26 protein-coding genes are annotated in these 26,441 nt (G+C 34.7%); 4 read left to right on the forward strand and 22 right to left on the reverse strand.

All coding sequences use genetic code 11. The annotated features are described in order from the left end of the window. Nucleotides 1-12: 12 nt before the first annotated feature. The 15 genes from AC3IS5_RS16685 to AC3IS5_RS16755 form a co-directional block, all read right to left on the reverse strand. On the reverse strand, nucleotides 13-1,443 hold the full coding sequence (locus AC3IS5_RS16685; protein ID WP_489425390.1) for a DUF8809 domain-containing protein: 1,431 nt from the start codon (nucleotides 1,441-1,443) through the stop codon (nucleotides 13-15). 12 nt (nucleotides 1,444-1,455) lie between these two features. Continuing rightward, nucleotides 1,456-2,304, reverse strand: a complete 849-nt coding sequence (locus AC3IS5_RS16690; protein ID WP_489425391.1) for an ABC transporter permease — start codon at nucleotides 2,302-2,304, stop codon at nucleotides 1,456-1,458. After that, nucleotides 2,301-3,230, reverse strand: coding sequence for an ABC transporter ATP-binding protein (locus AC3IS5_RS16695; RefSeq protein WP_489425392.1), 930 nt, complete (start codon nucleotides 3,228-3,230; stop codon nucleotides 2,301-2,303). Before AC3IS5_RS16695 ends, AC3IS5_RS16690 begins: the two co-directional genes overlap by 4 nt. Further along, nucleotides 3,227-5,611 carry a DUF8725 domain-containing protein gene (locus AC3IS5_RS16700; RefSeq protein ID WP_489425393.1) on the reverse strand — a complete coding sequence of 795 codons (2,385 nt, stop codon included), beginning with the start codon at nucleotides 5,609-5,611 and terminating at the stop codon, nucleotides 3,227-3,229. The genes AC3IS5_RS16695 and AC3IS5_RS16700 overlap by 4 nt, the downstream gene beginning before the upstream one ends. A gap of 172 nt (nucleotides 5,612-5,783) precedes the next feature. After that, nucleotides 5,784-6,914, reverse strand: a complete 1,131-nt coding sequence (locus tag AC3IS5_RS16705; RefSeq protein WP_489425394.1) for an N-acetyldiaminopimelate deacetylase — start codon at nucleotides 6,912-6,914, stop codon at nucleotides 5,784-5,786. Between the two features lie 13 nt (nucleotides 6,915-6,927). Continuing rightward, complete coding sequence (gene dapD / locus AC3IS5_RS16710) at nucleotides 6,928-7,641, reverse strand: 2,3,4,5-tetrahydropyridine-2,6-dicarboxylate N-acetyltransferase (protein ID WP_489425395.1); 714 nt, start codon at nucleotides 7,639-7,641, stop codon at nucleotides 6,928-6,930. A 63-nt stretch (nucleotides 7,642-7,704) separates the two neighbouring features. Continuing rightward, on the reverse strand, nucleotides 7,705-8,613 hold the full coding sequence (gene ccpC / locus AC3IS5_RS16715; RefSeq protein ID WP_489425396.1) for a transcriptional regulator CcpC: 909 nt from the start codon (nucleotides 8,611-8,613) through the stop codon (nucleotides 7,705-7,707). A gap of 96 nt (nucleotides 8,614-8,709) precedes the next feature. After that, the gene (gene cbpB / locus AC3IS5_RS16720; RefSeq protein ID WP_489425397.1) at nucleotides 8,710-9,153 is read right to left on the reverse strand and encodes a cyclic-di-AMP-binding protein CbpB; all 444 of its coding nucleotides are present in this window, start codon (nucleotides 9,151-9,153) and stop codon (nucleotides 8,710-8,712) included. A gap of 196 nt (nucleotides 9,154-9,349) precedes the next feature. Next, the gene (locus AC3IS5_RS16725; protein ID WP_489425398.1) at nucleotides 9,350-9,592 is read right to left on the reverse strand and encodes a hypothetical protein; all 243 of its coding nucleotides are present in this window, start codon (nucleotides 9,590-9,592) and stop codon (nucleotides 9,350-9,352) included. A gap of 60 nt (nucleotides 9,593-9,652) precedes the next feature. Next, on the reverse strand, nucleotides 9,653-10,420 hold the full coding sequence (gene fadH, locus AC3IS5_RS16730) for a 2,4-dienoyl-CoA reductase (RefSeq protein ID WP_489425399.1): 768 nt from the start codon (nucleotides 10,418-10,420) through the stop codon (nucleotides 9,653-9,655). 128 nt (nucleotides 10,421-10,548) lie between these two features. Next, nucleotides 10,549-11,298, reverse strand: coding sequence for a putative bifunctional diguanylate cyclase/phosphodiesterase (locus AC3IS5_RS16735; protein WP_489425400.1), 750 nt, complete (start codon nucleotides 11,296-11,298; stop codon nucleotides 10,549-10,551). Between the two features lie 71 nt (nucleotides 11,299-11,369). Then, on the reverse strand, nucleotides 11,370-11,684 hold the full coding sequence (locus AC3IS5_RS16740; protein WP_489427925.1) for a diguanylate cyclase domain-containing protein: 315 nt from the start codon (nucleotides 11,682-11,684) through the stop codon (nucleotides 11,370-11,372). Nucleotides 11,685-11,693: 9 nt separating this feature from the next. Beyond that, complete coding sequence (locus AC3IS5_RS16745; protein WP_489425401.1) at nucleotides 11,694-12,512, reverse strand: PAS domain S-box protein; 819 nt, start codon at nucleotides 12,510-12,512, stop codon at nucleotides 11,694-11,696. 207 nt (nucleotides 12,513-12,719) lie between these two features. Further along, nucleotides 12,720-14,831 carry an RNA degradosome polyphosphate kinase gene (locus AC3IS5_RS16750; protein ID WP_489425402.1) on the reverse strand — a complete coding sequence of 704 codons (2,112 nt, stop codon included), beginning with the start codon at nucleotides 14,829-14,831 and terminating at the stop codon, nucleotides 12,720-12,722. A gap of 3 nt (nucleotides 14,832-14,834) precedes the next feature. Beyond that, the gene (locus AC3IS5_RS16755) at nucleotides 14,835-16,373 is read right to left on the reverse strand and encodes a Ppx/GppA phosphatase family protein (RefSeq protein WP_489425403.1); all 1,539 of its coding nucleotides are present in this window, start codon (nucleotides 16,371-16,373) and stop codon (nucleotides 14,835-14,837) included. A 149-nt stretch (nucleotides 16,374-16,522) separates the two neighbouring features. Between AC3IS5_RS16755 and AC3IS5_RS16760 the strand changes: the two genes are divergently transcribed. Next, nucleotides 16,523-16,978 carry a YkyB family protein gene (locus tag AC3IS5_RS16760; protein ID WP_489425404.1) on the forward strand — a complete coding sequence of 152 codons (456 nt, stop codon included), beginning with the start codon at nucleotides 16,523-16,525 and terminating at the stop codon, nucleotides 16,976-16,978. Between the two features lie 67 nt (nucleotides 16,979-17,045). Here AC3IS5_RS16760 and AC3IS5_RS16765 read toward each other — a convergent pair whose 3' ends face one another. From AC3IS5_RS16765 to AC3IS5_RS16785, 5 genes are all read right to left on the reverse strand, one after another. Continuing rightward, on the reverse strand, nucleotides 17,046-17,948 hold the full coding sequence (locus AC3IS5_RS16765) for a chemotaxis protein (protein ID WP_489425405.1): 903 nt from the start codon (nucleotides 17,946-17,948) through the stop codon (nucleotides 17,046-17,048). Nucleotides 17,949-18,012: 64 nt separating this feature from the next. Next, nucleotides 18,013-19,332 carry an MFS transporter gene (locus tag AC3IS5_RS16770; protein WP_489425406.1) on the reverse strand — a complete coding sequence of 440 codons (1,320 nt, stop codon included), beginning with the start codon at nucleotides 19,330-19,332 and terminating at the stop codon, nucleotides 18,013-18,015. Nucleotides 19,333-19,558: 226 nt separating this feature from the next. Continuing rightward, complete coding sequence (locus tag AC3IS5_RS16775) at nucleotides 19,559-20,428, reverse strand: NAD(P)-dependent oxidoreductase (protein ID WP_489425407.1); 870 nt, start codon at nucleotides 20,426-20,428, stop codon at nucleotides 19,559-19,561. A gap of 243 nt (nucleotides 20,429-20,671) precedes the next feature. Beyond that, nucleotides 20,672-20,866, reverse strand: coding sequence for an aspartyl-phosphate phosphatase Spo0E family protein (locus AC3IS5_RS16780; protein ID WP_038183512.1), 195 nt, complete (start codon nucleotides 20,864-20,866; stop codon nucleotides 20,672-20,674). A gap of 91 nt (nucleotides 20,867-20,957) precedes the next feature. Continuing rightward, the gene (locus AC3IS5_RS16785; RefSeq protein ID WP_489425408.1) at nucleotides 20,958-21,146 is read right to left on the reverse strand and encodes a hypothetical protein; all 189 of its coding nucleotides are present in this window, start codon (nucleotides 21,144-21,146) and stop codon (nucleotides 20,958-20,960) included. 122 nt (nucleotides 21,147-21,268) lie between these two features. Here AC3IS5_RS16785 and AC3IS5_RS16790 point away from each other — a divergent pair, with 122 nt between their 5' ends. Continuing rightward, nucleotides 21,269-21,457 carry a YkvS family protein gene (locus AC3IS5_RS16790; protein ID WP_038183507.1) on the forward strand — a complete coding sequence of 63 codons (189 nt, stop codon included), beginning with the start codon at nucleotides 21,269-21,271 and terminating at the stop codon, nucleotides 21,455-21,457. A 245-nt stretch (nucleotides 21,458-21,702) separates the two neighbouring features. Continuing rightward, complete coding sequence (locus AC3IS5_RS16795; RefSeq protein WP_489425409.1) at nucleotides 21,703-22,314, forward strand: CPBP family intramembrane glutamic endopeptidase; 612 nt, start codon at nucleotides 21,703-21,705, stop codon at nucleotides 22,312-22,314. Between the two features lie 59 nt (nucleotides 22,315-22,373). Here AC3IS5_RS16795 and AC3IS5_RS16800 read toward each other — a convergent pair whose 3' ends face one another. Both AC3IS5_RS16800 and AC3IS5_RS16805 read right to left on the reverse strand, forming a co-directional pair. Continuing rightward, a complete protein-coding gene (locus AC3IS5_RS16800) occupies nucleotides 22,374-22,820 on the reverse strand; it encodes a MarR family winged helix-turn-helix transcriptional regulator (protein WP_489425410.1) in 447 nt (148 codons plus the stop codon). Nucleotides 22,821-22,920: 100 nt separating this feature from the next. Then, nucleotides 22,921-24,366 carry an ATP-binding protein gene (locus tag AC3IS5_RS16805; RefSeq protein ID WP_489425411.1) on the reverse strand — a complete coding sequence of 482 codons (1,446 nt, stop codon included), beginning with the start codon at nucleotides 24,364-24,366 and terminating at the stop codon, nucleotides 22,921-22,923. Nucleotides 24,367-24,644: 278 nt separating this feature from the next. Between AC3IS5_RS16805 and AC3IS5_RS16810 the strand changes: the two genes are divergently transcribed. Then, complete coding sequence (locus tag AC3IS5_RS16810) at nucleotides 24,645-26,393, forward strand: B12-binding domain-containing radical SAM protein (protein WP_489425412.1); 1,749 nt, start codon at nucleotides 24,645-24,647, stop codon at nucleotides 26,391-26,393. Nucleotides 26,394-26,441 lie beyond the last annotated feature (48 nt).

Below are 26,441 nucleotides of genomic sequence, written 5' to 3' on the forward strand. Positions count from 1 at the left end.
GGATTTCCTCCTCTATTTGTTTTCAATCGTAGAAAAATAATTTTGAACAATATTCTGTAATTCTTTTGGTAATTGCAGTCGATCAGTTGTTTGGAAATACGAATCTTTATAACTTCCAACGACTTCTTCATAAGGTCTTATTGACCCTTTGTGAACTGGACCTTTTTCTGTTTCATGAATTTCTGAAGCACTACCCTCACCCATTTTACCGGAGTCTACTGATGATTCCCCTTTACTGCCAATACGTTCTGGGATCGCTAGCAAATTGCGATTGCCTTGACCGGTTCCTGCCCCCTGCCCAGCGCCTGAACCATTACCTTGACCCTGGCCTTGGCCTTGACCTTGGCCTTGGCCCTGGCCTTGGCCTTGACCTTGGCCTTGGCCTTGGCCCTGGCCTTGGCTTTGACCTTGGCTTTGATTCTTTCCGTTCTGATTAGGACTACTTTGCGTATTTGATTGAGATGTACTACTATTTTGTGAACTACTTCCATTTTGACTAGAACTCTGACTAGCATTGCTATTTGAAGTAGCCGATTGATTTTGAACATTTGTTTGCTGATTTTGTAACGCCGATTGAAGCGATTGGGATAGCGGCTTTCCCTGTTGACTCATCGCTGTTTGTGCATCCTTCGCCTTATTCATCAATAAGTCATTCGCTTTTTGCAAATCGGCTAATTCTTTCACTTCCGCCTCCGATAATCCTTTTCCTTCGCCCTTTTCATCACTTTTAACTAGTTCCTTTTTCTCTAATAATTGCTGCTCTTTTAATTGTAATTCCTTTTGCTTTTTTACGAGCTCACGCAACGCTTCTTCAGATGTTTTAGTTTCTTTTAGCTTTTCCTGTAGCTTCGCTAGTTCCTTTTTTACTTCTTCTGATTTTGCCTTTTTCTCAAGTTTTTTCACTTCTTTTTTCATGTCTGAAATGATCTTATTTTCTTGCTCGGCATCTTTTGCAGCTAATTGTGTTGTTGCTGGAAATAAAGTAAGAGCGAAAATTGCTACGACAATAAAAAAACTACCTAATATGTAGGGTACATTCAGGATTTTCTTCTCTCTTGCTTTAAATTTGAGCAACGCTGTCTCAGCATGATCATCTGTCTGCTTCAATAAATGTTGATACAATGGCGTCGATGTATCGTCTATCGAAAAAACTGCTCGTAATAGATTATGTGGAAAATAGTCATCAAGTGCATATATTGCATGCTCTTTTGATGGCTTCGTCCACAAAATATAAAGTACCCAAGAAATAAAAATCATGATAGATACTATGAGTGCAATTTGAGAATAGTAAGGAAAAACAAAGAATCGAGAAACGATCATTAATATAAAACTAACACTCAATGCGACTAGTAGTCCCAACTGAATTTCAGTAAATAAATGCTCTAGAAAAAGACTTGTTTTTGCCTTTTTCACTGCGTGTGCTAAACGACTTTGACCGTTCATCGATTACCCTCCTCATTTCGCTTTTTTCATGTTAACACGTAGTCTCTTTATAGCAATAAACAAGCAGATAAAGGTCACAATTGAATAGAATATTAAATACCCTGCCCAAATTGGAAAATGAATTTTCGTCACTTCATAGAAAGCCTCCAACATTTCAGGGCTAATGAGTGTCATCATTAAAGCAACTGGATTAATGGTACCCCAAAAATAAGCAAAAATTGATGGGTTACTTGTCACACCCGTTGTGCTTGATACATTCATCTGCACTGAGATTAAAAAGAAAAACGCTGTAACACCTGTTAAAAATAGCATCGATCCATACGTCACAATCATAGAGAGAATAGTCTTCCTAAGTATTGTCGAGAACATGACTCCGATACTTCCAATAGCAAGCATTGTCAAAATCAAAAATGCGAAGATAACAAGTAATTGTGTAGGTGAAACGCCACCAAATAAAAACACTAAACTATAAATTGGCAAACCCGCAATTAATAACAGTAATAAAAAAACGATAGATGAGCTCATTTTCCCAAAAATGATTTGGAAAGAAGATTGCGCCGTGGTTAAGAGAATATTTAATGTTTGTTTTTCGCGTTCAGAACTAATTGAACCGGCTGTCATACCTGGTGTAATAAATAGTGTTAAAGCTAATTGAACAAAGGTCAATAAACTAAATAACAGTACGCTTTCTTGTGAATTTATAAAACCACTTAAATTAAACTCCATTGATACAAAAATGAAACCAAAGACAAATATGCTAAGTGCTAGTAAATAAAACATGATGCCTGAAAAGCTTTTAAAGGCGCGGAATCTTAGCTTAAGCTCTTTTATAAGCACTGGATTAGTAAACATCGACCTCATGCTTCATCTACTCCCTTCGTAATAGCCATAAAGACATCTTCTAAGTCTTTTTCTTCTTCTGAAAATGATAATATAGGAATATTTGCTAATACTGCCTTTTTCAATAGTTCCATCTGTTCTTCATCTGACCCTCGATAACGGAAACTTAATTGCTGTTCACCTGTTTCAATTCCTGTTACAAACGGATCTTCCTCAAAGAAACTTATCGCTTTTTCAAGACCATCTTGCAGCTTCACAGTCAATACTTTTTCACCTTGTAATTGTGTTTGAATAGTTGAAACCGATCCATGAGCTATTAATTTGCCATTATCAATAACACCAATTTCATCACACATCTCCGCAAGCTCAGGGAGGATATGCGAAGAAATTAATATCGTCTTACCCATTGATTTTAGCTGTTTCAAAATATCACGCATTTCTATTCGAGCACGGGGGTCTAGACCCGATGCCGGTTCATCCAAAATGAGAACTTTAGGATCATGAATAAGCGTTCTAGCTAAACAAAGACGCTGCTTCATACCGCGTGATAATACATCAACATATTCATAGCGCTTATGTGTTAAATTTACTAGTTCTAATAGTTGCGGAATTAACTTCTCTCGCTCAGATGCTGGAATACCATAACTTGAACCAAAGAAATCTAAATATTCATCTGCTTTCAATTGATCATAGACACCAAAGAAGTCAGGCATATATCCAATTAGTTTTCGGATTTCCTCAGCGTGTTTCGTTACACTTTTACCATCAATCCATGCATCACCAGCTGTTGGTTGCAGTAGTGTTGACAAAATAGAGAATGTCGTTGACTTACCCGCTCCATTTGCTCCAACAAAACCAAATACTGTTCCTTCACCAATTGAGAGATCCAGTCCTTGTAAAGCATAAAAGGAACCGTATTTTTTTGTTAGCCCTTTAATTTCTATCATTTTTGGACCTCTCCTTTCAATTGTAACTCTGGTAACACAGTCGTTGGATTATTATATTTCCCAACATTCTTTATTAATTTATATATAACCTGACCTTCTTTTGAAATATATTGCGAAACGTCTTTATCTACTATAAACCTTGCGTCGGTTACTTCTTCAAACTTATCTTTTTTCACATTATATAAATTGATTGTTAAAGTTTGCATATCCGTATTGGCTAGTTGTAATTCTGTCCACTTTACTTTTTTATCTAATATAGAATCTGGTATTGTCCAATTCACATCATATTCTCCATCATCTAAATACCAAGAATTATTATCCTCAAGGTTTTGTTCAACGTAGCCACCCATCGTTGAATTAATCTCTTTAGTCATTGCATTTGCTGGTAATACGAATTCACCAGATAAATTAGTTTTTGGATTAAAATTTTGGACAATTAAACTCATAGAAGATTGCTCAGCTTTTTGCGTTTTTAATTCAATTGGTACCAGTGCTTCATCTACCCATGCCACTATAGCTGGTTGATCATTATCACCTAACATTTGATACGCTAAGTTTCGAGCACTCTGCTGTCGATTTTTTAAAAGCTCTTTTTTATTTTTTGCTGGTTCTACTCCTACCATGCCCATTTGCATTGGAGACAATAATATTGATCCATTAATTGTTTGGGTTACTTTAATAGTCTCATTTGGTTCAATATCACCTAATTCCAACCACTTAACACCTGACCAAATGGAAACATCCTTCATTTTAAATGGGAAATTATTTTTAACTGTACCTTTCACAGCCCCATTTTCTACGTCTAACTGAATATCTAAACGACCAACATCTTTAAGTTGCGTATGTCCAACCAAGCTATTAACAGCCCAATAACGGCTATTTCGAATTGTCAATGATTGATGGTCGGCATATTGTTCTAATACCGCTTTTTGATGTACATCATTTAAGTTTCTGAAACCTGAATATGTAGTAGACATAGTCATTGATGTATCTTTTGGTGCCGTAAATTCAAAATTACCACTGCGATTTGATAATAATGCTGATGCATAGATACCTGATAAGCTATTATCATCATTAACCTTAAAAACAGCTGTTTGCTGAATTTGTGGATTTAATAGACGATCTTTTGCCCCGTACCAAAAGATGAACAAAGAAGTCACAATTGCTAATACTGGAATAATCCACCATGCATGTTCTCGCTTATCTTTATTTTTTAGTAAGAAGTAGAGTACTGGTCCTAATATAAAGATATATATGATAACAATCACTAGTAATAAAATAGCGGATACTTGGAATGATGGAAAAATCTCATTTTGACTGACTAATTCCCAATTCATTTGACTTAATGTTGATTGTAATGATTGGTTATTAACTTTCAAAGGTACTATTTTCTCAAGAAGTTTTGTGTAATCATCTTCTTTTGCCAAAGGAGCATTTCCTAGAGAAAAGGCCGTTTGAATAACCGCCCCCTTACCAACAGCAAGTGTAGCAACAAGCGGAGAATGGTTTGCTTCTAATATCACTTCTGCATTATTATTTAATTTGGCTTCGTAAGCTGTTACATTTTCTTTGAAATTCCCACCTTTTGTTAACTTATTGAGTGTCTCCTTAGATACTGTTCGCTCTTCACCTAAAGTCAACGGCAAATATTCTTTCAATAAACCAACTTCGGCATCTATGTTAATAGAAGCCCCGATAATTGCTTTACCACCATTTTTCAGCCATTCAATAATGGCTTGTTGTTGTTCTTCTGTTAAGTCAGCTAATTTATATTCATCAATAACAAGTACATCCCCCGCTGACCAAGACGCTGCTTTTGTAGGTATTGTAAAGTCCGTTAACTGTGCAACATCTATTACTTCCATTTTAGTTGCATTGTTTTTGCCAAGTTTAGTGAAGCCTAATAACCGATCAGCATTACTTGTTAATGTGAAAACAATTGGAATATCAGCTTCAAGTAGTTGTGGATTGACATTTGCTTTACCAGTGTACTCAATCGATTTCCCCTTTTTCCAACCACCTTCGTAAAAGTGAATCATTTGTTGATTTGATCCATTCCCAAAATAAGAATCTGAAAACTGTTCGAATGCTACTTCTATCGACTTCGTTTCATTTTCTCCAATCTCTACAGGGATGGCGATACCGCTTCCAGTATTATAGTCCTGCATTGAGTCAATAACGATGTCGCCAGAAAATGCTGTTCCTGTGTTCTTAACCGTTATTGTAAGAGGTAACCCTCTGTCATATTTACCTTTATTTGCAAACCCAACTGATGTCTTCACATCAAGCTTCGGTGCTGCAAATGCCTCCATTTGAATACCTGGTAAAAAGCTAAATATTAATAAAAAACATGAGACCAGTAATATTAACCTACTTCGCAATGGAGATCCCCCCTCTTTCTTCTTTTTATTTAGTACGTTTTTTTTAATAATTTGGTTGCATAGATAACAAAAATATATATTTTTATAAAACAAGGAAAATATTTCTTGTTATTTAAAATGATCTATTTATACACAAAAAACCTATAGTGCAAAATTACACTATAGGTTTATATTATTTATCAACAGTAAATGAGCGTAAAAATTGTTCTACAAATTGTATATTAACATTCACTAATTCTTCATCTGGTTGCATAGCAGAATGATGAAGACCATGTGGCGTATTTGCCCCTGTCCAGAACATAGCACCTGGTAAGTCTTTTAAAAAGAATCCAAAATCTTCGCCAGTCATTGCTGGTGGACATTCATAAGCTACGACACCAGGAAACTGCTCTGCAAAGTGTAATAACTCATACGCACAATGCTCATCATTTTCCACTTGATAATAAGATGAACCATAATCAATACTTACTCTACAATCATAGGCTATTTCAGTCGCTCTACAAAGTGCTTCTATGCGCTTTTTAATCAGTTTCATCGACTCTGCCGACATCGTTCGAATTGTACCTTCGAGTCGTGCATCTTCAGCAATTATATTCTGAACAGTACCCGAAGTCATCTTACCTATTGTTACTACGGCACTATCTAAAGGATTTAAATTCCGGCTGACAATTGTTTGGAGTTGAATCATTAGATTAGCAGCTGCAACTGTCATATCTCTCGTATTATGAGGATATGCTGCATGTCCACCTAACCCTTTTAAATCAATAAAAAGCTCAGATGTATTCGCAAATAGCATACCTGGTCTAGTTGCAATAGTCCCCACAGGATATTCAGGAGCGATATGTAAGGCAAAAATAGTGTCAGGTACTAAATCAGGTCTTTCACTTTGTAGCCATTCAAGCATAGGCTTTGCACCACCTGGACCTTCTTCAGCTGGTTGGAAGTATATAATTACGGTGTTTTCTGGTTGATTTTCTGAAAAGGCCTGTACTAACCCTAATGCGATAGTCATATGGAAGTCGTGGCCACAAGCATGCATAAAACCTGGATGCTCTGAAGAATAAGCCAAGCCTGTATTTTCTTGAACCGGTAGACCATCAATATCAGTTCGCCAACCAATTTTCAACTGTGGATTAGAGCCATTAATCGTCACAATTATACCCGTTCGCCAAACGTCAATTTGAATGTACGGCTTCCACAACTTTTCAATGATCGTGAGTAAATACTTTTGGGTTTTCTCTTCCTTGAAACCAACTTCCGGAATTTTATGTAACTCTCGTCTAATTTCCAGTAAACTTTTCATCTTATACACCTGCTTATAATTTACGAAGATCTTGCATTATTTCAGTTTTCGATTTTGTCTTCTCATCAATATTTTTGATGACTTTTGCTGGCATCCCTGCAACTACTGTATATGGTGGCACATCTTTGGTAACGACTGCTCCCGCTGCAACTACAGCACCTTCTCCTACCCTACAGCCTTCTAAAACAACAGCATTAGCACCAATCATTACTTTATCTTCGATAATAACTGGAGATGCGGAAGGAGGCTCGATAACTCCTGCTAACACCGCTCCTGCTCCGATGTGACAATCTTTTCCTACCATTGCACGCCCACCTAATACAACATTCATATCAATCATTGTACGATCGCCAATTTCAGCTCCAATATTAATGACACTACCCATCATAATGACACAATTATCTCCTATAGTTACTCGATCACGGATAATAGCACCAGGCTCAATACGAGCATTGATACCTTTTAAGTCAAGAGTTGGTACCGCAGAATTTCTTCGATCATGTTCAACAACAAAATCGGCAATATGTACTTCGTTAGCTACTAAAGCTTTTTCAATTTCTGCCCATTCGCCAAATACAACAGCTGAGTTGCCTTCACCAAAAACTTTACTTCCCTCACCAAATGAAAGTTCTGCTACTTTTTCACCTTTTACATAAACTTTCACTGGCGTTGCTTTTTTGGCATTAGCTAAATAAGCAATAATTTCTTGTGCGTCTAATTTCTGCATTGGTTACGTCCTCCTACTATTCTGAAAATATGGACTAATTGTACACGAAATATTATAGTGTTGTCATTTCTTTTCTTCCTCACTATTCGAATAATCATAAAGACATTCAGCATGTTTTTTTACTAGATCTACAAAGGCTGCTACTTGGCGCAATTCAAAAGAAGATTCATAACCAATAAGCCATGTATCGCGCGTTAGCTCAAATTCTTCTTCATTATTCGTTAAGGGAATGGTATTTACATCCTCATGTCCACTTAATGTAATAGAAGGTAAAATGGCGTATCCAATCCCGTTCAGCGCCATTTGTTTGCAAGTCTCAATTTGATCTACCGTAATTTGTCGACGAGGATTAGACTTAAAATGACGTTGCCACCATTGTTGTATTTCTTGATAATAATTAGAATCACTTTTGAATTGAATAAATGGACGATCTGTTTCGAAAACTTCGTCAATCTCTTTTATTTCTTTATCTACTAAATACAACGTATCACGGAATAAGTGAATCTTCGAGCCTTTCCAATCTGTATGTCCACGCACTATACCTACATGCGCCTCACCCTCATAGAGAGATTTAACAATTTCTGAGCTCCAACCTGTGATCAGTGAAATTTTAGCCTCAGGATATTGTGTCATAAAATCTTTCAATACTTTCGGTAACCATGTATGCCCTACAATCGAAGCACATGCTATTTTCAATGTACCGTGTACTTTCGAATTCAACGACTGAATCATTTCATAAATTTCTTCTTTTTTTGCAATTGTATCAATCGCATATTGTATGACCAACTCCCCTGCTGGTGTAGGTGTTAATCCCTTTTGTGAGCGTAAAAACAACTGTGCTCCCCAGTCTTTTTCAATGGATTGTAAACGTTGAGAAAGGGCAGGTTGGGATAAAAATAAACGTTCAGCTGCTTTTCTCATATTGCCTTCCTCAGACAATACTTTTACAATTTGAGCTTCTGTTGTAGTCATCGAAAAGTAACCTCCTGTTCGTCCTTATATGGCTTAAATCATTTATTATAAATAAAGAAGGCCCCATTAATGGCGACCTTCTTTCATTTTGTCATATTAAGAATTGAATTGATAGATATGTTTTTTTAGTTGTTTTAAAATTACACGACGTGTCATAATCCCCATGAAGGTACCTTCATCATCAATTACGCATAAAAATGCATGATTAATTACAAGGTCTAGTGCTCTTTGGAAATTATCGCCAATGTTTAATGTAGCCACTTTCTTATCCATTATTTCATCTACTTTAATATCTGTTAATCTCTCATACTCTATATGATCCATTCCCAAAATCGGTTCTGTGATCATACGCATGCTTAACATGCCATGCAGACGGTATTTTGCGTCAAGTACAGGTATAGACGAATAGCCAGTTTTCGTTAGGACGAGCAAGGCGTGCTCTGCATTATTCCCCATTTGAACATGTGCAACTTTCTCTGAAGAAATGATAAAATCAGTAATTGGCATTTCAAGGAACTCTCTGCTATTTAAGGACATCATAGTATTCTACTCCTTTTTCTGTTCCTCGTTTTAGAACAGCAAAATACTTATTAATCATATCACAGTCCCTCATAAAATTTCCATTTCTACAAATAAATTTTTAAATATATATAATATTAATTCACTAAGATGAATTTTTATGTAATAACAACAATAAAAAATGTGAAGAGGGAACTAACAATCCCTCTTCACATCTTTATATCCATTGGTATTTCACAACATTGTAAAAAATTAAAATAAATACAAAAACAAACGCTAAGCCATATACCCAAATAATTGGATTAAGCATCGTTGGATTATCTTTAACAGCTTGACTAATCGGTTGATCATTATTATTAACAGCCTGTTGCTCCATTTTCGCAATACGTCTCGTATAAGCATAACCGATACCGCAAATAATTAATATTACTGCCATTAACGGCCAAGTCCACATATCCATAGCGTCACTTCCTTCTTACTAGTTTCACTAAGTATGTGCATTACTTGGCTATTTTAGTCTCTAGAATGGATACTGATTTAAGTGTTGTCCACCATCAAGGGTGACCACTTCCCCATTCATGTAAGCTGCCTTATCTGACATCATAAACGTTGCTAAATCAGCAATTTCTTCTGGTTTTCCTAATCGACCAAGTGGCACAGACTGTAATGTGCGTTTCGCTGCTTCTTCAGATTGCCATAACTTATCAGCACCGCCAGTTCTTTCAATCGGTCCCGGAGCAATCGCATTAACTCTGATACCATATTGTCTTCCCCATTCCACTGCAAGTGTTCTAGTTAAAGACAGTACTCCAGCTTTTGCTGCTGCTGAATGGACAACTCCTGGACCAGCGTCCCACGCATAGGTTGCGACCATATTAAGAATTGAACCATTTATTTTGTTATCCATCCAGTACTTCCCTACTTCTTTTGAACAATAAAATGTACCATTTAGTACGATATCAATAACGGATTTCCATCCATTAGGTGATAAATCCTCAGCACGAACGATAAAATTTCCTGCAGCATTATTTACTAGACCGTCTACTTGCCCAAAGGTATCTACCGCAAAATTTAACATTCCAGTAACATGTTCAGGTTGTCTTACATCCATTTGGAAGATGGCAATATTGTTCCCGTCTCTTGAAATTTCATCCTTTGCGTTATTTAGACGCTCTAAATCACGACCTGTAATGACAACGTTTGCACCTTCTTCTACAAACGTTTTCGCCATGTATTTCCCCATTCCATTTGAACCGCCTGTGATAATAATTGTTTTCCCCTTTAACAATTACGATTCCCCCTTTGAATGAATATTCATTCATAATTTTACCATACTTCGGAATTACTGTCTTTATTTTGGGGTAAAAATAAAAACCTCAATGGTTGCTAGCTCATTAAGGTTTGCATTTATTAAGTCTAACAAAAATACATTTCGATAATACTTTCAATCGGTACTGGTCGGCTAAAATAGTAACCTTGTGCCTTTTCACAATTTACTTCTTTTAAAATTTCCACATGATCTTTTTTCTCGACACCTTCAGCAATTACTTTCATACCTAAACTATGTGCAAGATGAATAATTGTTTTCTCTATTGCTTCATCCTTTTCATCTTGTTCAATTTCCTTAATGAAAGATTGGTCGATTTTAATAATATCAATTGGGTATCTTTTCAAATAGCTGAGAGAAGAATATCCTGTCCCAAAATCATCAATAGAAATAATAACACCCATTTTCTTTAATTCTTGTAAAATTGCAAGGGTTTCATGGATATTTGTCATTGAACTTTCGGTAATTTCAAGTTCTAAAGATTGCGGGTTCAATTCATATTTGTAAATATATTTTTTAATAGCATTAGCGAAAGCTTCTTGCTTAAATTGCTTCGATGAAATATTAACTGCAATTCGTACATCTATAAATCCGTTAATTTGCCATTCTTTTAACTGAATACATACTTGATTTAGAACCCAATCACCTATTTCTAAAATGAGACCAGATTCTTCTGCAATAGGAATGAATACACTTGGGGGAACTGAACCAAACTTTGGATTATTCCATCTCAGTAATGCTTCAAAACTGTTTATTTTCCCAGTATCTAGATCCACTTGGGGTTGATAATGAATCGATAATTCGTTTTTTTCGATTGCACGTCTAAGATGAGATTCCATCACTGCACCATTATTAGAGGTATCAAGCATTTTACTATGATAAAAACGAAATGTTGAAGGTACTCTCTCTTTTACATAACACCCCCTATAGAACCTGAGATATTCAACTCTAGCTCATCTATACAAAAAGGCTTTTTAAATAAGGCTAATACTTTATTGACAAAATATTCTGTTTTTTCGACATCCGATTGTTGTAAAAGAAAGATAAAATCATCACCATTTTGTCTATAGATTTGGCTATTAGCATCTGACAGAGTAGAAAGTCTTTGCACTACTTTCTTTAACAACTCATCTCCTTTATTGAAGCCAATAGAGTCGTTGATCTTTTTAAACCGATCTAAATCTAATAGTATTATCGCCATTTGATGACCCCGACACTTGGCAATTCTCTCTTCTTATTTAAAATGCTCCTGAAGTGCACGTTTATTCCAAATGCCTGTTAATTGATCGTGATATGACAAGTAGAAAACCGTCTTTCCCGTTTCTCCATACCTTGAGTTATCGCGCAATATTAGTTGTATTTCTTTTACTTCATCAAATTCGATAATTGGGATACTTTTTACGTATACCACTATTGTTCTACCCTCGACATTTTTAATACTACATTCGTTTAATTCTATAGGTTGCTTTTGCTCTAGTGTTTGCTCTATCAATTTCACCAGTTTTAACTTATCTTGCTTAGATACAAGTTCTAAATAAGGCAGTTTTAATAAAGCATCTTGTTTATATCCAAATATAGAAGTTGCTGCTCTATTACTTTTAATAATTTGCCCAAATTGATTAATCGTAATGACTGGATCTAAATTGTGATCCATTAGCGAACAATACGATTCGTTACTCACTACTTTAGTTAATGTCAAACAAATTACTCTGTGTTGTATCGTTGTATCTGCAATCACTCCAACATTAAAGGAATGTTGTATCGTTTTCTTACTTATTGTTATCTGCTTAGTATATGGTTCTATCTCTCCACCACTTTGTAATAGGAAATCTTCTAGATTAGTTCCCATTTGAAGTGTAAAAAAAGATGATGCAAGCACTTTATGTTCAAATGTATGTTCAAAAAAAGTTTTAAACGATTTATTAACGTATGTAATCCAGTATTGATTGTTTGAATCTTGTTCTATTAACATTGTCATGGATTCAGGATATAATCTTGAAAACTTTTGTATAAAATCTATATATTGTTGAGGACTCAATGTTGAATTATACATATAATGCCTCCATTAACAGAAGTAGTCTACTACGTATTATCATAATTGATTTTTATTCGATTGAATACAATTTTATTTATTCTTTTGTATCTTTTGGCATATTATCTATATTGAATTTTAAAAAAGTTTATTTCACGCAAAATTTTCCAAATATAGTAAGAAGACTTTCGTCATATTTACAAAAGTCTTCGTTTTTATATTATCGTTTTATTCTTCATCTATTAGGACACGGTATGCTTCTTTTAAGAAGATTTCCTGGCTGTTTATACATTTATCTCCAGCTTTTTTCTCGCTATAATAGTAAACACCATTCTCATTTTGAATGCGTGCCTTTACATTATCACGGAACTGAGTCTTCATAGATTTCATAATCCGTTTTTTTATTTCTGTATCAAAAATTGGGAATAGAATTTCTACACGTTTGATCATATTTCTTGTCATCATGTCGGCTGAAGATAAAAATAATTTGTTTTCTCCATTATGATGGAACCAATAGATACGTGCGTGTTCAAGAAAACGACCAACGATACTTATAACAGTAATATTTTCACTAATCCCTTTAATACCCGGGCGCAAACAACATATCCCGCGGATGATTAAATCTACTTTCACTCCGGCAATTGAAGCTTCATACATTTTCATAATCAATTCTTTATCAGTTAATGAATTCATTTTCGCACGTAAATGTCCTTTACCGTACTTCAAATGATAATTGATTTCGTCATCAATTAGTTTAATAAATTCAACTCTTATATCATTTGGTGACACCACAATGTGATGGAAGTTTGGCTTCTCCGTATATCCACTTAGGAAATTAAAAAAGTTCGTCGCATCAATTCCAAATTTCTTTTTCGTCGTTATAATACCCATATCCGTATAAATTTTCGCAGTTGCATCGTTATAATTCCCTGTACCTAAATGAACAAAACGCTCTATTTTACTTTGTCTTCTTCTCACAACTAGCGTGATTTTAGAATGTGTTTTTAAATTATGCATGCCATAAATAACTAGACAACCGGATTGTTCTAATTCTTTTGCCCAGTGTACATTATTTTCTTCATCAAATCGTGCTTTTAGCTCTACTAGAACTGTTACTTGCTTTCCATTTTCAGCAGCAAGCTTTAATGCTTGAATTACTGGTGAATTCCCGCTGACACGGTATAATGTTTGTTTAATGGCTAAAACACTAGGATCATTCGCTGCTTCTGTTACAAATTCCACTATAGGTGTAAAAGATTCATATGGATGATTAAAGAATATATCCTGAGTTAACGCTTTCTCAAAAATATTTTCATCCGACCCTAAATCTTGTGGAGGCTGAGGGATGAAACTTTCATATTCTAAATGCTTTCTGCCTTCACCTATAAATTTTACAAATGAAAACAGAAATGTTAAATCTAGCGGACAATCTACACTATAGACCTCCGCTTCCCAGTCTTCTAATTCGTTCAGCAGAAATTGTAGTACGCCTTTATCCATTTCTCCTGTACGAACTTCTAGACGAGAAAGAGCACCCCATTTACGCTTTTTCAATTCTTTTTCAATCTCTAAAAGTAAATCACGTGCACCTTCTTCATGAATAGTTAAATCTGCATTACGTGTTAGACGGAAAGATTGTACAGATTTAACATGATAACCATAAAACAATTTATTTATGTTTGCACTAATTATATCTTCAAGAAGTACCACTGAGATCTCATTCCCTTTAGATGGTACTTGAATAAAACGTTCTAAGACAGATGGCACTTGTACAACTGCTACTTTTTCACAGAACTCTGGTTCTACATTGTCTTGTTCCAAAAGTATTATCATATTTAGAGTTTTACTGATTAATGTTGGAAAAGGGCGATACGCATCAACTGCTACAGGTGTTAACACTGGAAAAATCGTTTCTTCGAAATATTCATTGATAAAATTAGTTTGTTCTTCATTTAGCTCTGCTATTTTGCGCGTATAAACATTCTCTTTTGGTAATAGTTGTTTCACTAATTTTTTGTAAATCGCTGTTTGTCTTGAAACAAGTGCTTGGGTTTTCTCAGAAATTCGAGCTAATTGTTCCTTTGGTGTTAAACCTGATTTATTCTCTGGTTTATGAAATCCAGCTTTCACCTGATCTTGCAACCCTGCTACACGTACCATGAAAAACTCGTCCAAATTGGAACTGAATATCGCCAAAAATTTCAATCTCTCAAGTAATGGGTTTTGTGCATCCTCAGCTTCCTGTATCACGCGTTCATTGAATGCTAGCCAACTTAATTCACGGTTGTTGTAGTATTCTGGTTTTGTAATTTCTGTATGCTTAACTTGGACTAATTCCATTATCTATCCTTCCTTTTCTATAAAGTGTATGGATACTTCCCCTTTAAAAATTCGATTTAAATGCTTTTTTTGGCGGTTAGCTTGATACATTTCAGCCATAGCATTACCTTTTGTGTAAATCTTCAGTTTTACATTATCACCCGATTGTTCCATTGCAATCGATTCGACAATATTTCGTTTCGAGGCATCTAATGCATATACAAATTTCAGTAATGCACCGATGTCACGCATTTTTTTAAACTCTTCCTTCGAAAACCACTCCATAAATGGTTCCGAATAACGGCTGAAATCATCTCTATTCTTGTATGAAGCAATTAACGCTAAACGAACACGCTGCCCATGGCTTATCCCATCAATTGAGCGATTAGACAGTAAATAAAATGTATGTTGACTAGCAGCATCAACTTCAATATACTCGCCTATATGAAACAATCTAGCGGCTTGCTTCAACATATGTAAATCTTCTGCATTATACAAAAATGCCCCTATTTTACAAACTTCAAAATAGGCCATTTCCGTTAGTTGTACAAAATGAGCTGTCTTTTCTAAAGGTTTATCAAATTCTGCAGCTAAAAATTTTGTACTCCTCTCAAAAACATTGTTTTTGTTAAAAGCTGTTGGATTGTCCTTTAGTATGCGATCAATAACAAGACCTTCACGTAATCCTTTTCTACTAAATTGAAATGTCTCACTACCCACAACATCCATCAACGCTTGAAATACTATGATCACGGGTGCAATAATATCTGCACGATCACTTGAAAGTCCATCTAGTTGCTTTAATTCTTCGTATGTCAAAGATGTTACTTCGTTGCTAATATTTGTGAAGTCTTCTTTCGTCATCTCATATTGGTGGATACCTGAAATAGGATAATCCTTTTTACGTTGATCTAGCTTTGCCATGTTACGAGCACTTCCTCCTATACCGATAACAGGCAACTGAGCACCTTTTAGCCATAGCAATGGCTCAAAGTTACTTTTTGCAAACTCATAAATCTTTTCTCCAGTTTCATTTGTCATTGTGTCACCTTGGATAAATTGTTGCTTTAAAGACACAGATCCAAATGGAAAGCTATGAGAACTCTGTAGTTCTTTATCTTTAAAATAGGTTAACTCAGTACTACCACCCCCAATATCAATTGTTATAGCTGATGGTGTTTCTAATGTATGGGCCACAGCAAAATAGCCAAAATAAGCTTCCTGCTCGCCTGATAATAACTCTATCTTTATCCCTGTATTTTTCCACATACGCTCAATAATTTCGTAACTATTTTGTGCTTGACGAATTGCAGCAGTAGCTATGGCTCTTAGATCTACTATGTGATAATCATTTAATATGTCTCTGAAAAAAAGTAATACTTCTTCAAGTTCCTGTACGCCTTCTTCAGACATTACATTATCAACTTGTAAATAATTTCTCAGACGGGCTACCGATTTAATATTTTCTACTTCCTTTAAGCCTCTTAGCGGATCATACGTATAAAGTACAAGTCGGATTGTATTAGAGCCGATATCGATAATAGCTGTTTTAAAATAAGTCATTTGGGGCACATCCTTAGAATTTTTCTTGTCTCTCTATACAACCGAGAGTAATATTGGTATTATAATGTATATTATAAATTGAATGCTCTGAATTTTCTTCTAAACACAATCAATTACAGACATTAACTTAAGTAGAAAGGCGGTATTTTATGCAAAGAGACTATTGTGATGAACAACTAGCTACTGCTATCTATACTGTAAATAGACACGCAAAAACTGCACCAGACAACAAACCTCTTTACGAGCTGAAACGCCTTGCACTTGAGAAAATGATTCTTGACAGCAGAGCGAAAAAAATCGGTTTACATTTTGTGAAAAACCCTCGTTTTAGTAAGCAACAATCATCAGTACTCATTCAATGCGCAGATTACTATTTTCATACTCTACCAAAAAAAGATGACTTTACTTCATTACCCCATCTAGGACATCTTGATGACAGCTATCGTAACCCCCAACGTAAAATGAGCTTAAACACAGCTAGAAATGTATTAAAAGACTATTTAGGAATAAAAACCCAACAAATAGTAAAAAAAGAAACGGGTAGTACTTCTAATCCTAAAAAGAAGCCTTTAGTTAATACTACAAGTTATTTCTACGGACACTAGACGCTTTTATAATGATAAAACCGGATTCCTCATTTATTAAGGTATCCGGTTTTTTGCATTCATATACTTATAAGATATACTGATCTATTTTTAAGATGAGCTCGGCAATCTCTGGTTTGCTTATTTGATCTTCAGCCCCTACTTGATCTCCTTTATGTCTTAAATCATCTGTTATTAGACTAGAGAAGATAATAACAGGTAATTTCGACAATTCGGGATGGGTTTTAATTTGTTTTGTTAAATGATGACCATCCATTTGTGGCATCTCAATGTCTGTTACGACTAATTGCACAACCTTCGAAACATCATTTTCTCTGTCTACTAAAGCAAGTAAATAATCTAAGGCGTCTTTCCCATTCTCGAAGAATTCTATATTCATATATCCTGCTTCATGCATCGTATCATGTAGTAATTTGCGAAGTAATGGTGAATCCTCCGCTATAACAATTTTCTTCTCTGAACGATTACGATCACCTAGTTTTTTTACAGACTCTACACTAATACCCGAATCAGGGTTAATATCTACCATAATCTTCTCAAAGTCCAATAGTAGCAGCATTAAATCATCTTGTTTAATTACTCCGATAACTTGCGAACCACCGCCCTGGTACATATCAGTAGGCTTTTCAATTTGATTCCATGAAATACGATGAATCATCGTCACATTATCAACATGGAAAACGACGCGTTGTCGATTAAATTCTGCAACAATATATTTTTGTTGCTCATTAAAAGCACCAGACAAACCTAAAACTTTTTTCATATCTACAACTGGTAATACTTCTCCACGTAATTGAATTATTCCTTCAACATGCGGATGAGCATGTGGTATAAATGTAACCGGAATTGGTTGTATAATTTCTTTTACTTTAATAACATTAATACCAAATTTATTGGAACCTACTTCAAACTCAACAATTTCAAGTTCGTTTGTCCCGCTCTCTAGCAAAATACCCTGACTTTTTACCATTAGATTCGCCTCCTTGAGTCACACTTTTCTTTACTTCAATTGTAACATAAAGGGTACATTACTCCTATGTGGATTTAGTGACATTCGGGCGAACTCTTATATGGATGATCAGACCAATTATAGTTAATACAATTAAAGTTGACAAAGCTATACGGCTAGCAAGCGTCCCATAGTCCCTTAGTAACAAAGTCACTGTTCCGTAAATAGCAGGACCAATAATTGATGATACTTTCCCAGAAAAAGCGAATAATCCAAAGAACTGCCCTTGCTTTTCTTTTGGGCTAAGTTCGATAATATATGTGCGAGATGTTACCCACATAGACCCTAAGGAAACGCCAAACATACTTCCCGCAATCCAGAACATCCATTGCTTTAATGCAAATACCGCGATGACAAGGGATACAATCATTAACAGAGCTACATAAGTGATCGCTCTCTTAGCACCAACACTTTTAGTAATGTATCCGAACACAAGTGAACCAATGATAGTAGAAACAGTAGATACTAAATAAAGAATGATAAATTGCCCGGAGGAAAAACCTACAATTGCAGTTGCATAGACAGCCATCATCGCAATGGTTGTTGCAATTGCATCATTTAAAAAGAAGTAGGCAATCATAAAGGTGAAAATAGCTTTATAAGCTCGCATCTCTTTAAATGTTTTTATAATTTCTTTATAGCCAGATAAGAAAGAATTAACTTTCCGTTGTGCCTTTGGAATTGGTTTATCTTTGTTAATAAAAAATAATGGTAATGAAAAAATTAAATATAATACCGCTGTAGGAATGAAAGCTCGATGGAAATCTCCATCACTAACAAATGGATAGACTAGCAAACCAACAATCGTACCTAAATAACCAACCGCTACCCCATACCCGGATATTAGAGGCATCTCTTCTTTCGTTCCTAAATCTGGCATCATTGCATCATAGAATACTAAGCTTGAATTAAAGAAGAACTTTGCTATAACAAAACTTACAACAACTAAAAACAGACTCATGGGTACTCCACCAAACGTAGTATCTGTTTGCCAGTAACTAAATACCCCCATCAAAAAAGTGAAGGTTATGGAAATTGATGCGAACCATACAATAAACCTCTTTTTCAGTCCAGTATTATCAATCCATACGCCAAAAAGCGGTGAGAATATTACTAGGAAAAGGCTCGCTATTGCATTTGCATAGGAGATAAATGTACTGGCAACTTGTTGCTTTACTTCATTCGTTCCAAGTATTTCATCCATATAAAACGGAAAAAATACCGTATTAATATTGGATGAAAAAATAGTATTCGCAAAATCATAAAATGCCCATGATAAAATAGGTAACGATAAGTATAATCCCCATGGACCTCTTAATATTGATTTCTGAGCCCCTACATTCATCATATCCCTCCTAATCTTTATAACTATTCCATATTGAAAGAAGAATGTCCTGTATTTCAAAGTGAATTTACAAAAAACTTACAATCAATCGTCGAGTTTCCTACCCAAATTATCGAACAATGTCATATACTATTTATTTCTTCATATATATGTTGATAGAATTGTTGATATTAATAATTAAAAACCGCTACTGTGAAAAATCCACAGAGCGGCTTTTAGAATAGTGTTATTTATAATAGCGAATCAATGCTTGTGTACCATTATCCTCATAACCTTTACTAGCTAATTCATCATACATTTTCTTTGCAAGTGAGAGGCCAGGTAAATCTAATTGCATGAGTTCTGCTTCTTGTAAAGCAATTTTCATATCTTTTATAAAATGCTTTACATAAAATCCAGGGGCTAAATCTTCGTTCACTATACGTGGTGCTAAATTACTTAATGACCAGGAACCAGCTGCTCCTGAAGAAATTGAAACTAGGACATCTTCTATATCAAGACCTGCCTTTTTCCCATAAGCAATTGCTTCACATACGCCAATCATATTTGTTGCGATCGCGATTTGATTGCACATTTTCGTATGCTGACCTGCACCAGCTTCTCCTTGATAAACAATATTCGTTCCAATTAGATTAAATAGCGGTGTAATTTTATTAAATATTTCACGTTCTCCACCCACCATAATCGATAGCGTTCCATTTTGTGCACCGATATCACCGCCTGAAACAGGAGCGTCTAAAGCATCCATTTGTAATGATTTTGCATGATCAGCAATTTTTTTTGCTAGAGTAGGCTGGGAAGTCGTCATATCAACGACGATTAAACCTGCTTGTCCATTTTTAAAAATTCCACTTTCATCGAAATATACTTCTTCAACATCTTGTGGGTAACCTACCATCGTGAAAACGATATTTGAATGACTGGCTACTTCACCTGCTGACTGAAACCAATTTGCTCCTAATTCAACAAGTGGTAAAGCTTTTTCCTTTGTTCTTGAATAAACATTAACAATATGACCTGCATGCAAAAAATGCTTGATAATGCTAGAACCCATTACCCCAGTACCTACAAATCCAATATTCCATTGTTCAGCCATCGTAATTTCCTCCATATTTATATATATGCTCTTTATTGTATCAGAAAATTTTCAGAATTGTATGTCTTCCCTATATTATCACATAAAAAAAAGACAGATGCGTTTGCATCTGCCAAAGAAAGGGGGAAATGAGATTGTTGCTGTGTTCATAATTATTATTTCCTTTTAACGAAATTTTAAACCTTTTATTTCGAAAAATTAGAAAATTCATCAAAAAGAAAAAAAGAGCACTAGGAATTCCCCCTAATGCTTAACATTTTCCATTGTAAAATTATAATCATTCATCTTGTCGACATTCTGAAGTTGATAAATATTTAATAAATGATCTAGCTTTTTACTTAAGCGGATGGTTTCAATATTTGAAAAACCATGTTCAATTCCAGAACGGATCATCATTTCTCTTGTAGATTCTAATTTTTTCAAGATGGAATCAGACATTTACCATCCTCCTCTCAAGCTAAATTCTGTTCATTATTATACTATTATTCCCACTTTTTCGGAGAAGAAACTTTCGACACCTTTCGACAAATTAACTCCTCGCAACATCCATGTATTGATAAATAACTTGACCTCCTTGTTTTGCCACACCTCGGAAATGTTTGAAGTCTTCTCTCTTCACTAGAACTTCTCTAAAGGCATAAAATTCATTTTTATCAACCGTGATATCTTTTCTCGTACCATTTTTCAATTCGTCTAACATATCATTATATGAATTCACTTATTAAACTTCCTTTTGTTTGAAATTTTCTTTTTTTTTAAAATAATAATAGAAAATACTTTACCTCAGACGTATTTTCGTGCAAACTGTAAAGTATTAGTAGGTGAAGGAGCTGAATTTCTATGAAAATCGCTGAAATCGGAAATATCATTGAATTTAACGACGGTCTACAAGGCATTGTTGAGAAAGTAAATGAAAACTCTGTTATCGTCAACCTTACTTATATGGAAAATTTCAACAGCCTAGAAGTTGAAGAAAAAACAGTGGTCAATCACAAACGTTATAAAATATTATACAGTAACGAAGTTTAAAAAAAATGTTCAATGCCCATTATGAATACATATGTAACATATGCGACATACTTATAGCAATTACTATTCGTTAACAGTATACTTTACTAGACATCGGGCATCTAAAACACTACAATGATTGTATTTGAGTCTGCGCCGTCCCTCAGAATCTGAAGGACGGCGTCTCTTTTGTACAAAGGCTACAAAAATGTTCAAAAAAGACTTAAAGACCTTCTTTAAATATCCAGTTGGAGGTGATTATTAATATGAAACAGCACAAGAATATATTAGTGCTTATACTTTCATTGGTATTCATATACGTTCTGCTATACTTTAGTTTCGATCAAAAAGCTGTATTCTGGTATCTATATACATTTACAATGCTAGTTGGTATGGCTTTTGCATTTGCATTTGGAAAGATTGAAGACAAAATTAAAACGTGGGAATACTTACTATTTGGGATAGGTTTTGGAACGATTACCTATGGTCTAATTGCATTAGGTTATCGTTTATTACCTTTCTTATCAGAAGAACTTCTGACAACAGTACATCAATTTATCAAAACATTCGGTCCTAGTACTTTATGGCACTATATACTACTGATTTTGATCATTGCTACCGCGGAAGAATTATTCTGGCGTGGTTATGTACAACAACAACTAAAACAGTATATGAAGATGCCTTATGCCGTTATTCTAGCTGCAATTTTATTTGCAATGTCACTTGCAGTAAGTGGCTTCTGGTTAGGCGTATTAGCTGCTTTCATAACTGGCATTATTTTTGGTTTCCTATATGAATGGAAAAAAAGTATGCCAATTATCATTGTCGCTCACCTTGTCATGATAACACTATTATTCCTATTATTACCACTATATTGATTTTTATACTATCAAAAAACCAATCGATCCAAAATCGATTGGTTTTTTTGTAATTTCTTTTAATAAGATAAATCTTTTATAGATAGACCCATTTTTTTCAATAATGCAATTGCCTGATCTTTTTCTTCAGGCGAAAGGGCATTTGTAAGCTCGTATAATTGTTCTTCATGTCTAGGGAACAATTCCTCCATAAAAGCTTCACCTTCAGGCGTAATTTCAGCATAGGTGATACGACGATCTGAAGGACAAGATATACGATTTAGGAAACCTCTTTTTTCCAATTTATCAATTACATAAGTAATTGATCCACTTGCTAAAAGGATTTTATTCCCTATTTTCTGTAATGGTTGTCGTCCTTTATGGAAAAGCAGCTCCAAAACCGCGAATTCTGTAGGATTAAGTCCATTATCTTGAAAAAATTTATTTGTGCATTCATTTATTGCTTTGTTTGCTCTCGATAAAACGATAAATAGTTTTAACGATTGTTTTATTTCCTCTGATGTCATTTCAATTCATCCTTCATATCCATTATCTTGATTAAAAGCTATTATATCGATAATGTTGAAGCTTTGTCAAAATAGACTAATGAAAAACCCATACACCCTTTTAGCTTGTGTATAGGCTTTCTGGCTTTGGTTCATACTGAGGAATTGAAGGGTCTACTCCTAAAGGCAATGTAATTTCAAAGCTTGTCCCTTTTTGTAATTCACTAGACACTTCAATTTTACCACCGTGCTCTTCAATAGTTTTCAATACGAATGGCAGACCTAGACCTGTTCCACTTTTTTTCGTAGAATAGAATGGCATGAAAATCTTTTGGATTTCTAGGTCGCTTATACCTGAACCGCAGTCTTTAATTGTCAACTTCATTTGCCCCATAAAGTCAAAAGTTTGGGTAATCGTTATATCGCCACCATCTGGCATTACTTCTATAGCATTTTTAATAAGATTTATTAGTACTTGTTTGATTTTAAAATCATCCGCATATATATATCCCGGTTCAAAATCCGGTTTATTATACACAATGTTAACGTTTTTCATTAAAGCATTTGGTAACATTAACTCAAGAACTTTAGTTACTATTCCACTTAATGATAGCATACTCTTTGTCCATTCTTTCGGTTTGGATAATACTAAAAATTCATTGAGAATCGCTTCCATTCTCTCAAGTTCACTATCAATAACTGATAAATAACGGCGATTTTCTTCAGTCGCACTTATTTTCAATAATTCGGTAAACCCTTTTAAGGATGTCATCGGATTACGTATTTCATGTGCTATACTTGCAGCAAGCTCTCCTAGAATGTTTAGTGAATCTTGATGTTCAACTTGTTGTTTTAAGTTCATCATTTCTGTGTCATCACGAATAACAGTCATGTGAAGTTCTGATGTCGTATCGTAGGTACTCATAATATTAAGATACCTAGTGTATTCATTTGCAAACTGAATATTAAAAGTATGCTCAGCTTTACCTGTCGTCAATAGCTGCTTTAAGAAATGACGAATTTCATTTGTTTCCCCATGGAATATCTCCATTAAAACAGGTATTTTATTGCCAAGAAGGATCTTTCTTGATACTTGTAATAATTCTTCGGCCTGATTATTAACTTCTACAATGATACCATTCTTATCAGTTAATATAATGCCATTTGTAGAATAATTAAACACATGATTAAATTTCTTCTCACTGTCATTCAATAAACTGAAAGTCGGCAATTCTATAGTAGATCGTTCGAATCGCACCATCATGACATTAAATTTAGTATAATGGAATCCTGTAATTCTAACTCCTTCAATTATACTATGATTTATATTTAAATTAAGTACGCATGCTGCATGCTTTTCATTGATTAATTCATGAATAAACTGTTGCCAATCTGCTTTAAAAGACTCTTCCACAATAGTTTCTAAATCTATGCTTAGATCTATTGCTAACATTTCCTTTGCAGAATCATTAATTCTAACCATTTTGCAATTAGCATCTAAAATTGTAAGCGGGTCTTTTATTTCCTTAAATAAATAGTCGAACGTTGGATTAGTACTACTCGTCATACGCTGTTTCACCGTACCTTTCGTTTACTTCTTTAACCCTATGCATCCTTTTAAAATAGTATGCAAATATAATCGAAAATAAAAAGGTCACAATTGAGACACAAACGTTTATATATAATATTCAGATTATTCCATAAAAAATAATATATAGGAATAGGTCTTTATACTTATATTGCGGAAATTTCCCAATATTGATACAATCTATAACAGTTACACATATGTTACTTTCTCATTAATAACAGCCTACATTACGCTGTTTTCCAAAGGAGTTCATAAATATGAACATAGTACTAGCTACTTTAAATGCAAAATATATCCATACTAATATTGCATTGCGCTATTTAAAATCATTTGCTAAACCCGAATTCGACCCAATTATCTCTGAATACACTATTAAAGACCCTTCTTTTAATATTGTTTCTGATATTTATCAAAAAAAACCTGATATCGTGGGCTTTAGCTGCTACATATGGAATATCGAAGAAACGATTCGCGTCATTAGAATGTTAAAAAAAGTTAGTCCTAATACGAAAATCATTCTTGGTGGTCCCGAAGTATCGTATGATGTGCATGATTGGCTACGTCGACTTAATGACGTGGATTATATCATTATGGGTGAAGGAGAATATTCTTTTAAACAGCTCCTTTTCCACTTTAATGGTGACCTACCACTTGAAGAAGTCCCAGGAATTTGTTATTTAAAAGAAGGTAAAGTCATTATTCACCCACAGCCTAAAAAAGTCGATTTACGCGAGATGCCAAGTCCTTATCGCTTTGAAGAGGACATTCCTGATATCCCAAAACGAATTTCATATATTGAAACAAGCCGTGGATGTCCATTTAGCTGTCAATTCTGCCTATCATCCATTGAAGTTGGTGTCCGTTACTTTAACCGTGAAAAGATAAAAGAAGATATTCGTTACTTAATGGAACATGGTGCTAGAACGATTAAATTCGTCGACCGTACATTTAATATTAGCCGTAGCTATGCAATGGAGATGTTCCAATTTTTAATCGATGAGCATAAGCCAGGTGTAGTTTTTCAATTTGAAATTACAGCTGATATTATGCGACCTGAAGTCATTCAATTTTTGAATGATAACGCACCTAAGGGGCTATTCCGATTTGAGATAGGCGTTCAATCAACAAATGACTTAACGAATGAACTTGTCAAACGACGACAAAATTTCGAAAAACTATCTCGTACAGTTACTATGGTTAAAGACGGTGGAAAGATTGATCAGCATTTGGACTTAATAGCTGGTTTACCTGAGGAAGATTATGTTAGTTTCCGTCAAACTTTTAATGATGTATTTGCAATGCGTCCCGAGGAGTTACAACTCGGTTTCTTAAAACTACTACGCGGTACAGGTTTACGATTGCAAGCGAAGGAATATGGTTATGAATATGTCGATATGGCACCTTATGAAATTTTCGCTAACAACTTATTAACATTTGATGACATTTTGCGTATTAAACAAGCTGAAGATGTATTAGAAAAATATTGGAATGATCACCGCATGGATCGTACGATAGAATATCTAGTATCAGAAGTATTTGAATCGCCATTCGACTTTTTCCAAGAATTCGGTACATATTGGGAAGAGCGTGCATGGTCAAGAATAGGCCATCAACTTGAAGATTTATTTAACCGTTTACTTCAATTTTTACATGACCGTGGTGGCGTAAATTTAGAAATAGTAACAAACTTAATGCAACTTGATTACTTAGCAGTCCAACAGTTCCAACCTCGTAAAATTTGGTGGGATAAACGCGTTTCCAGTGAAGAATCCAAAAAGCTTTTCCAACAGTTGCGTGAGAATCCTGCAATCGCTGGTGAGGAATTTGCCTCATTCCAATTAAATGAAAAGGAATTATATAAACATACTCTACTCGTTCCTTTCTCACTTAATTATGAAGCATTAGAAAATGGACAGCTTGCAGTACAAAGCGGTTATTTATTAACCTACTTCAGAAAAGATAATAAACCTTACTTCACAACTATTTCAAGTACTCTCATTTCTTAATAACAAAAGCAGAGCAAAAGCCATTAAAATTGGCTTTGCACTGCTTTT

The sequence above is a fragment of the Viridibacillus sp. KH_047 genome (genome assembly GCF_057838945.1).

Coding starts and splice junctions, on each gene's coding strand:
- AC3IS5_RS16765 (WP_489425405.1), bottom strand. CDS start 17,948: ATGGTAAAAAGTCAGGGTATTTTGCTAGAGAGCGGGACAAACGAACTT.
- ccpC (WP_489425396.1), bottom strand. CDS start 8,613: ATGACTACAACAGAAGCTCAAATTGTAAAAGTATTGTCTGAGGAAGGC.
- AC3IS5_RS16755 (WP_489425403.1), bottom strand. CDS start 16,373: ATGACTTATTTTAAAACAGCTATTATCGATATCGGCTCTAATACAATC.
- AC3IS5_RS16805 (WP_489425411.1), bottom strand. CDS start 24,366: ATGACGAGTAGTACTAATCCAACGTTCGACTATTTATTTAAGGAAATA.
- dapD (WP_489425395.1), bottom strand. CDS start 7,641: ATGCAGAAATTAGACGCACAAGAAATTATTGCTTATTTAGCTAATGCC.
- AC3IS5_RS16735 (WP_489425400.1), bottom strand. CDS start 11,298: ATGGAATCTCATCTTAGACGTGCAATCGAAAAAAACGAATTATCGATT.
- AC3IS5_RS16725 (WP_489425398.1), bottom strand. CDS start 9,592: ATGGATATGTGGACTTGGCCGTTAATGGCAGTAATATTAATTATTTGC.
- AC3IS5_RS16745 (WP_489425401.1), bottom strand. CDS start 12,512: ATGTATAATTCAACATTGAGTCCTCAACAATATATAGATTTTATACAA.
- AC3IS5_RS16775 (WP_489425407.1), bottom strand. CDS start 20,428: ATGGCTGAACAATGGAATATTGGATTTGTAGGTACTGGGGTAATGGGT.
- AC3IS5_RS16795 (WP_489425409.1), top strand. CDS start 21,703: ATGAAACAGCACAAGAATATATTAGTGCTTATACTTTCATTGGTATTC.
- AC3IS5_RS16800 (WP_489425410.1), bottom strand. CDS start 22,820: ATGACATCAGAGGAAATAAAACAATCGTTAAAACTATTTATCGTTTTA.
- AC3IS5_RS16770 (WP_489425406.1), bottom strand. CDS start 19,332: ATGAATGTAGGGGCTCAGAAATCAATATTAAGAGGTCCATGGGGATTA.
- AC3IS5_RS16705 (WP_489425394.1), bottom strand. CDS start 6,914: ATGAAAAGTTTACTGGAAATTAGACGAGAGTTACATAAAATTCCGGAA.
- AC3IS5_RS16690 (WP_489425391.1), bottom strand. CDS start 2,304: ATGAGGTCGATGTTTACTAATCCAGTGCTTATAAAAGAGCTTAAGCTA.
- AC3IS5_RS16790 (WP_038183507.1), top strand. CDS start 21,269: ATGAAAATCGCTGAAATCGGAAATATCATTGAATTTAACGACGGTCTA.
- AC3IS5_RS16780 (WP_038183512.1), bottom strand. CDS start 20,866: ATGTCTGATTCCATCTTGAAAAAATTAGAATCTACAAGAGAAATGATG.
- AC3IS5_RS16695 (WP_489425392.1), bottom strand. CDS start 3,230: ATGATAGAAATTAAAGGGCTAACAAAAAAATACGGTTCCTTTTATGCT.
- cbpB (WP_489425397.1), bottom strand. CDS start 9,153: ATGATGTCCTTAAATAGCAGAGAGTTCCTTGAAATGCCAATTACTGAT.
- AC3IS5_RS16750 (WP_489425402.1), bottom strand. CDS start 14,831: ATGGAATTAGTCCAAGTTAAGCATACAGAAATTACAAAACCAGAATAC.
- AC3IS5_RS16810 (WP_489425412.1), top strand. CDS start 24,645: ATGAACATAGTACTAGCTACTTTAAATGCAAAATATATCCATACTAAT.
- AC3IS5_RS16760 (WP_489425404.1), top strand. CDS start 16,523: ATGCAAAGAGACTATTGTGATGAACAACTAGCTACTGCTATCTATACT.
- AC3IS5_RS16685 (WP_489425390.1), bottom strand. CDS start 1,443: ATGAACGGTCAAAGTCGTTTAGCACACGCAGTGAAAAAGGCAAAAACA.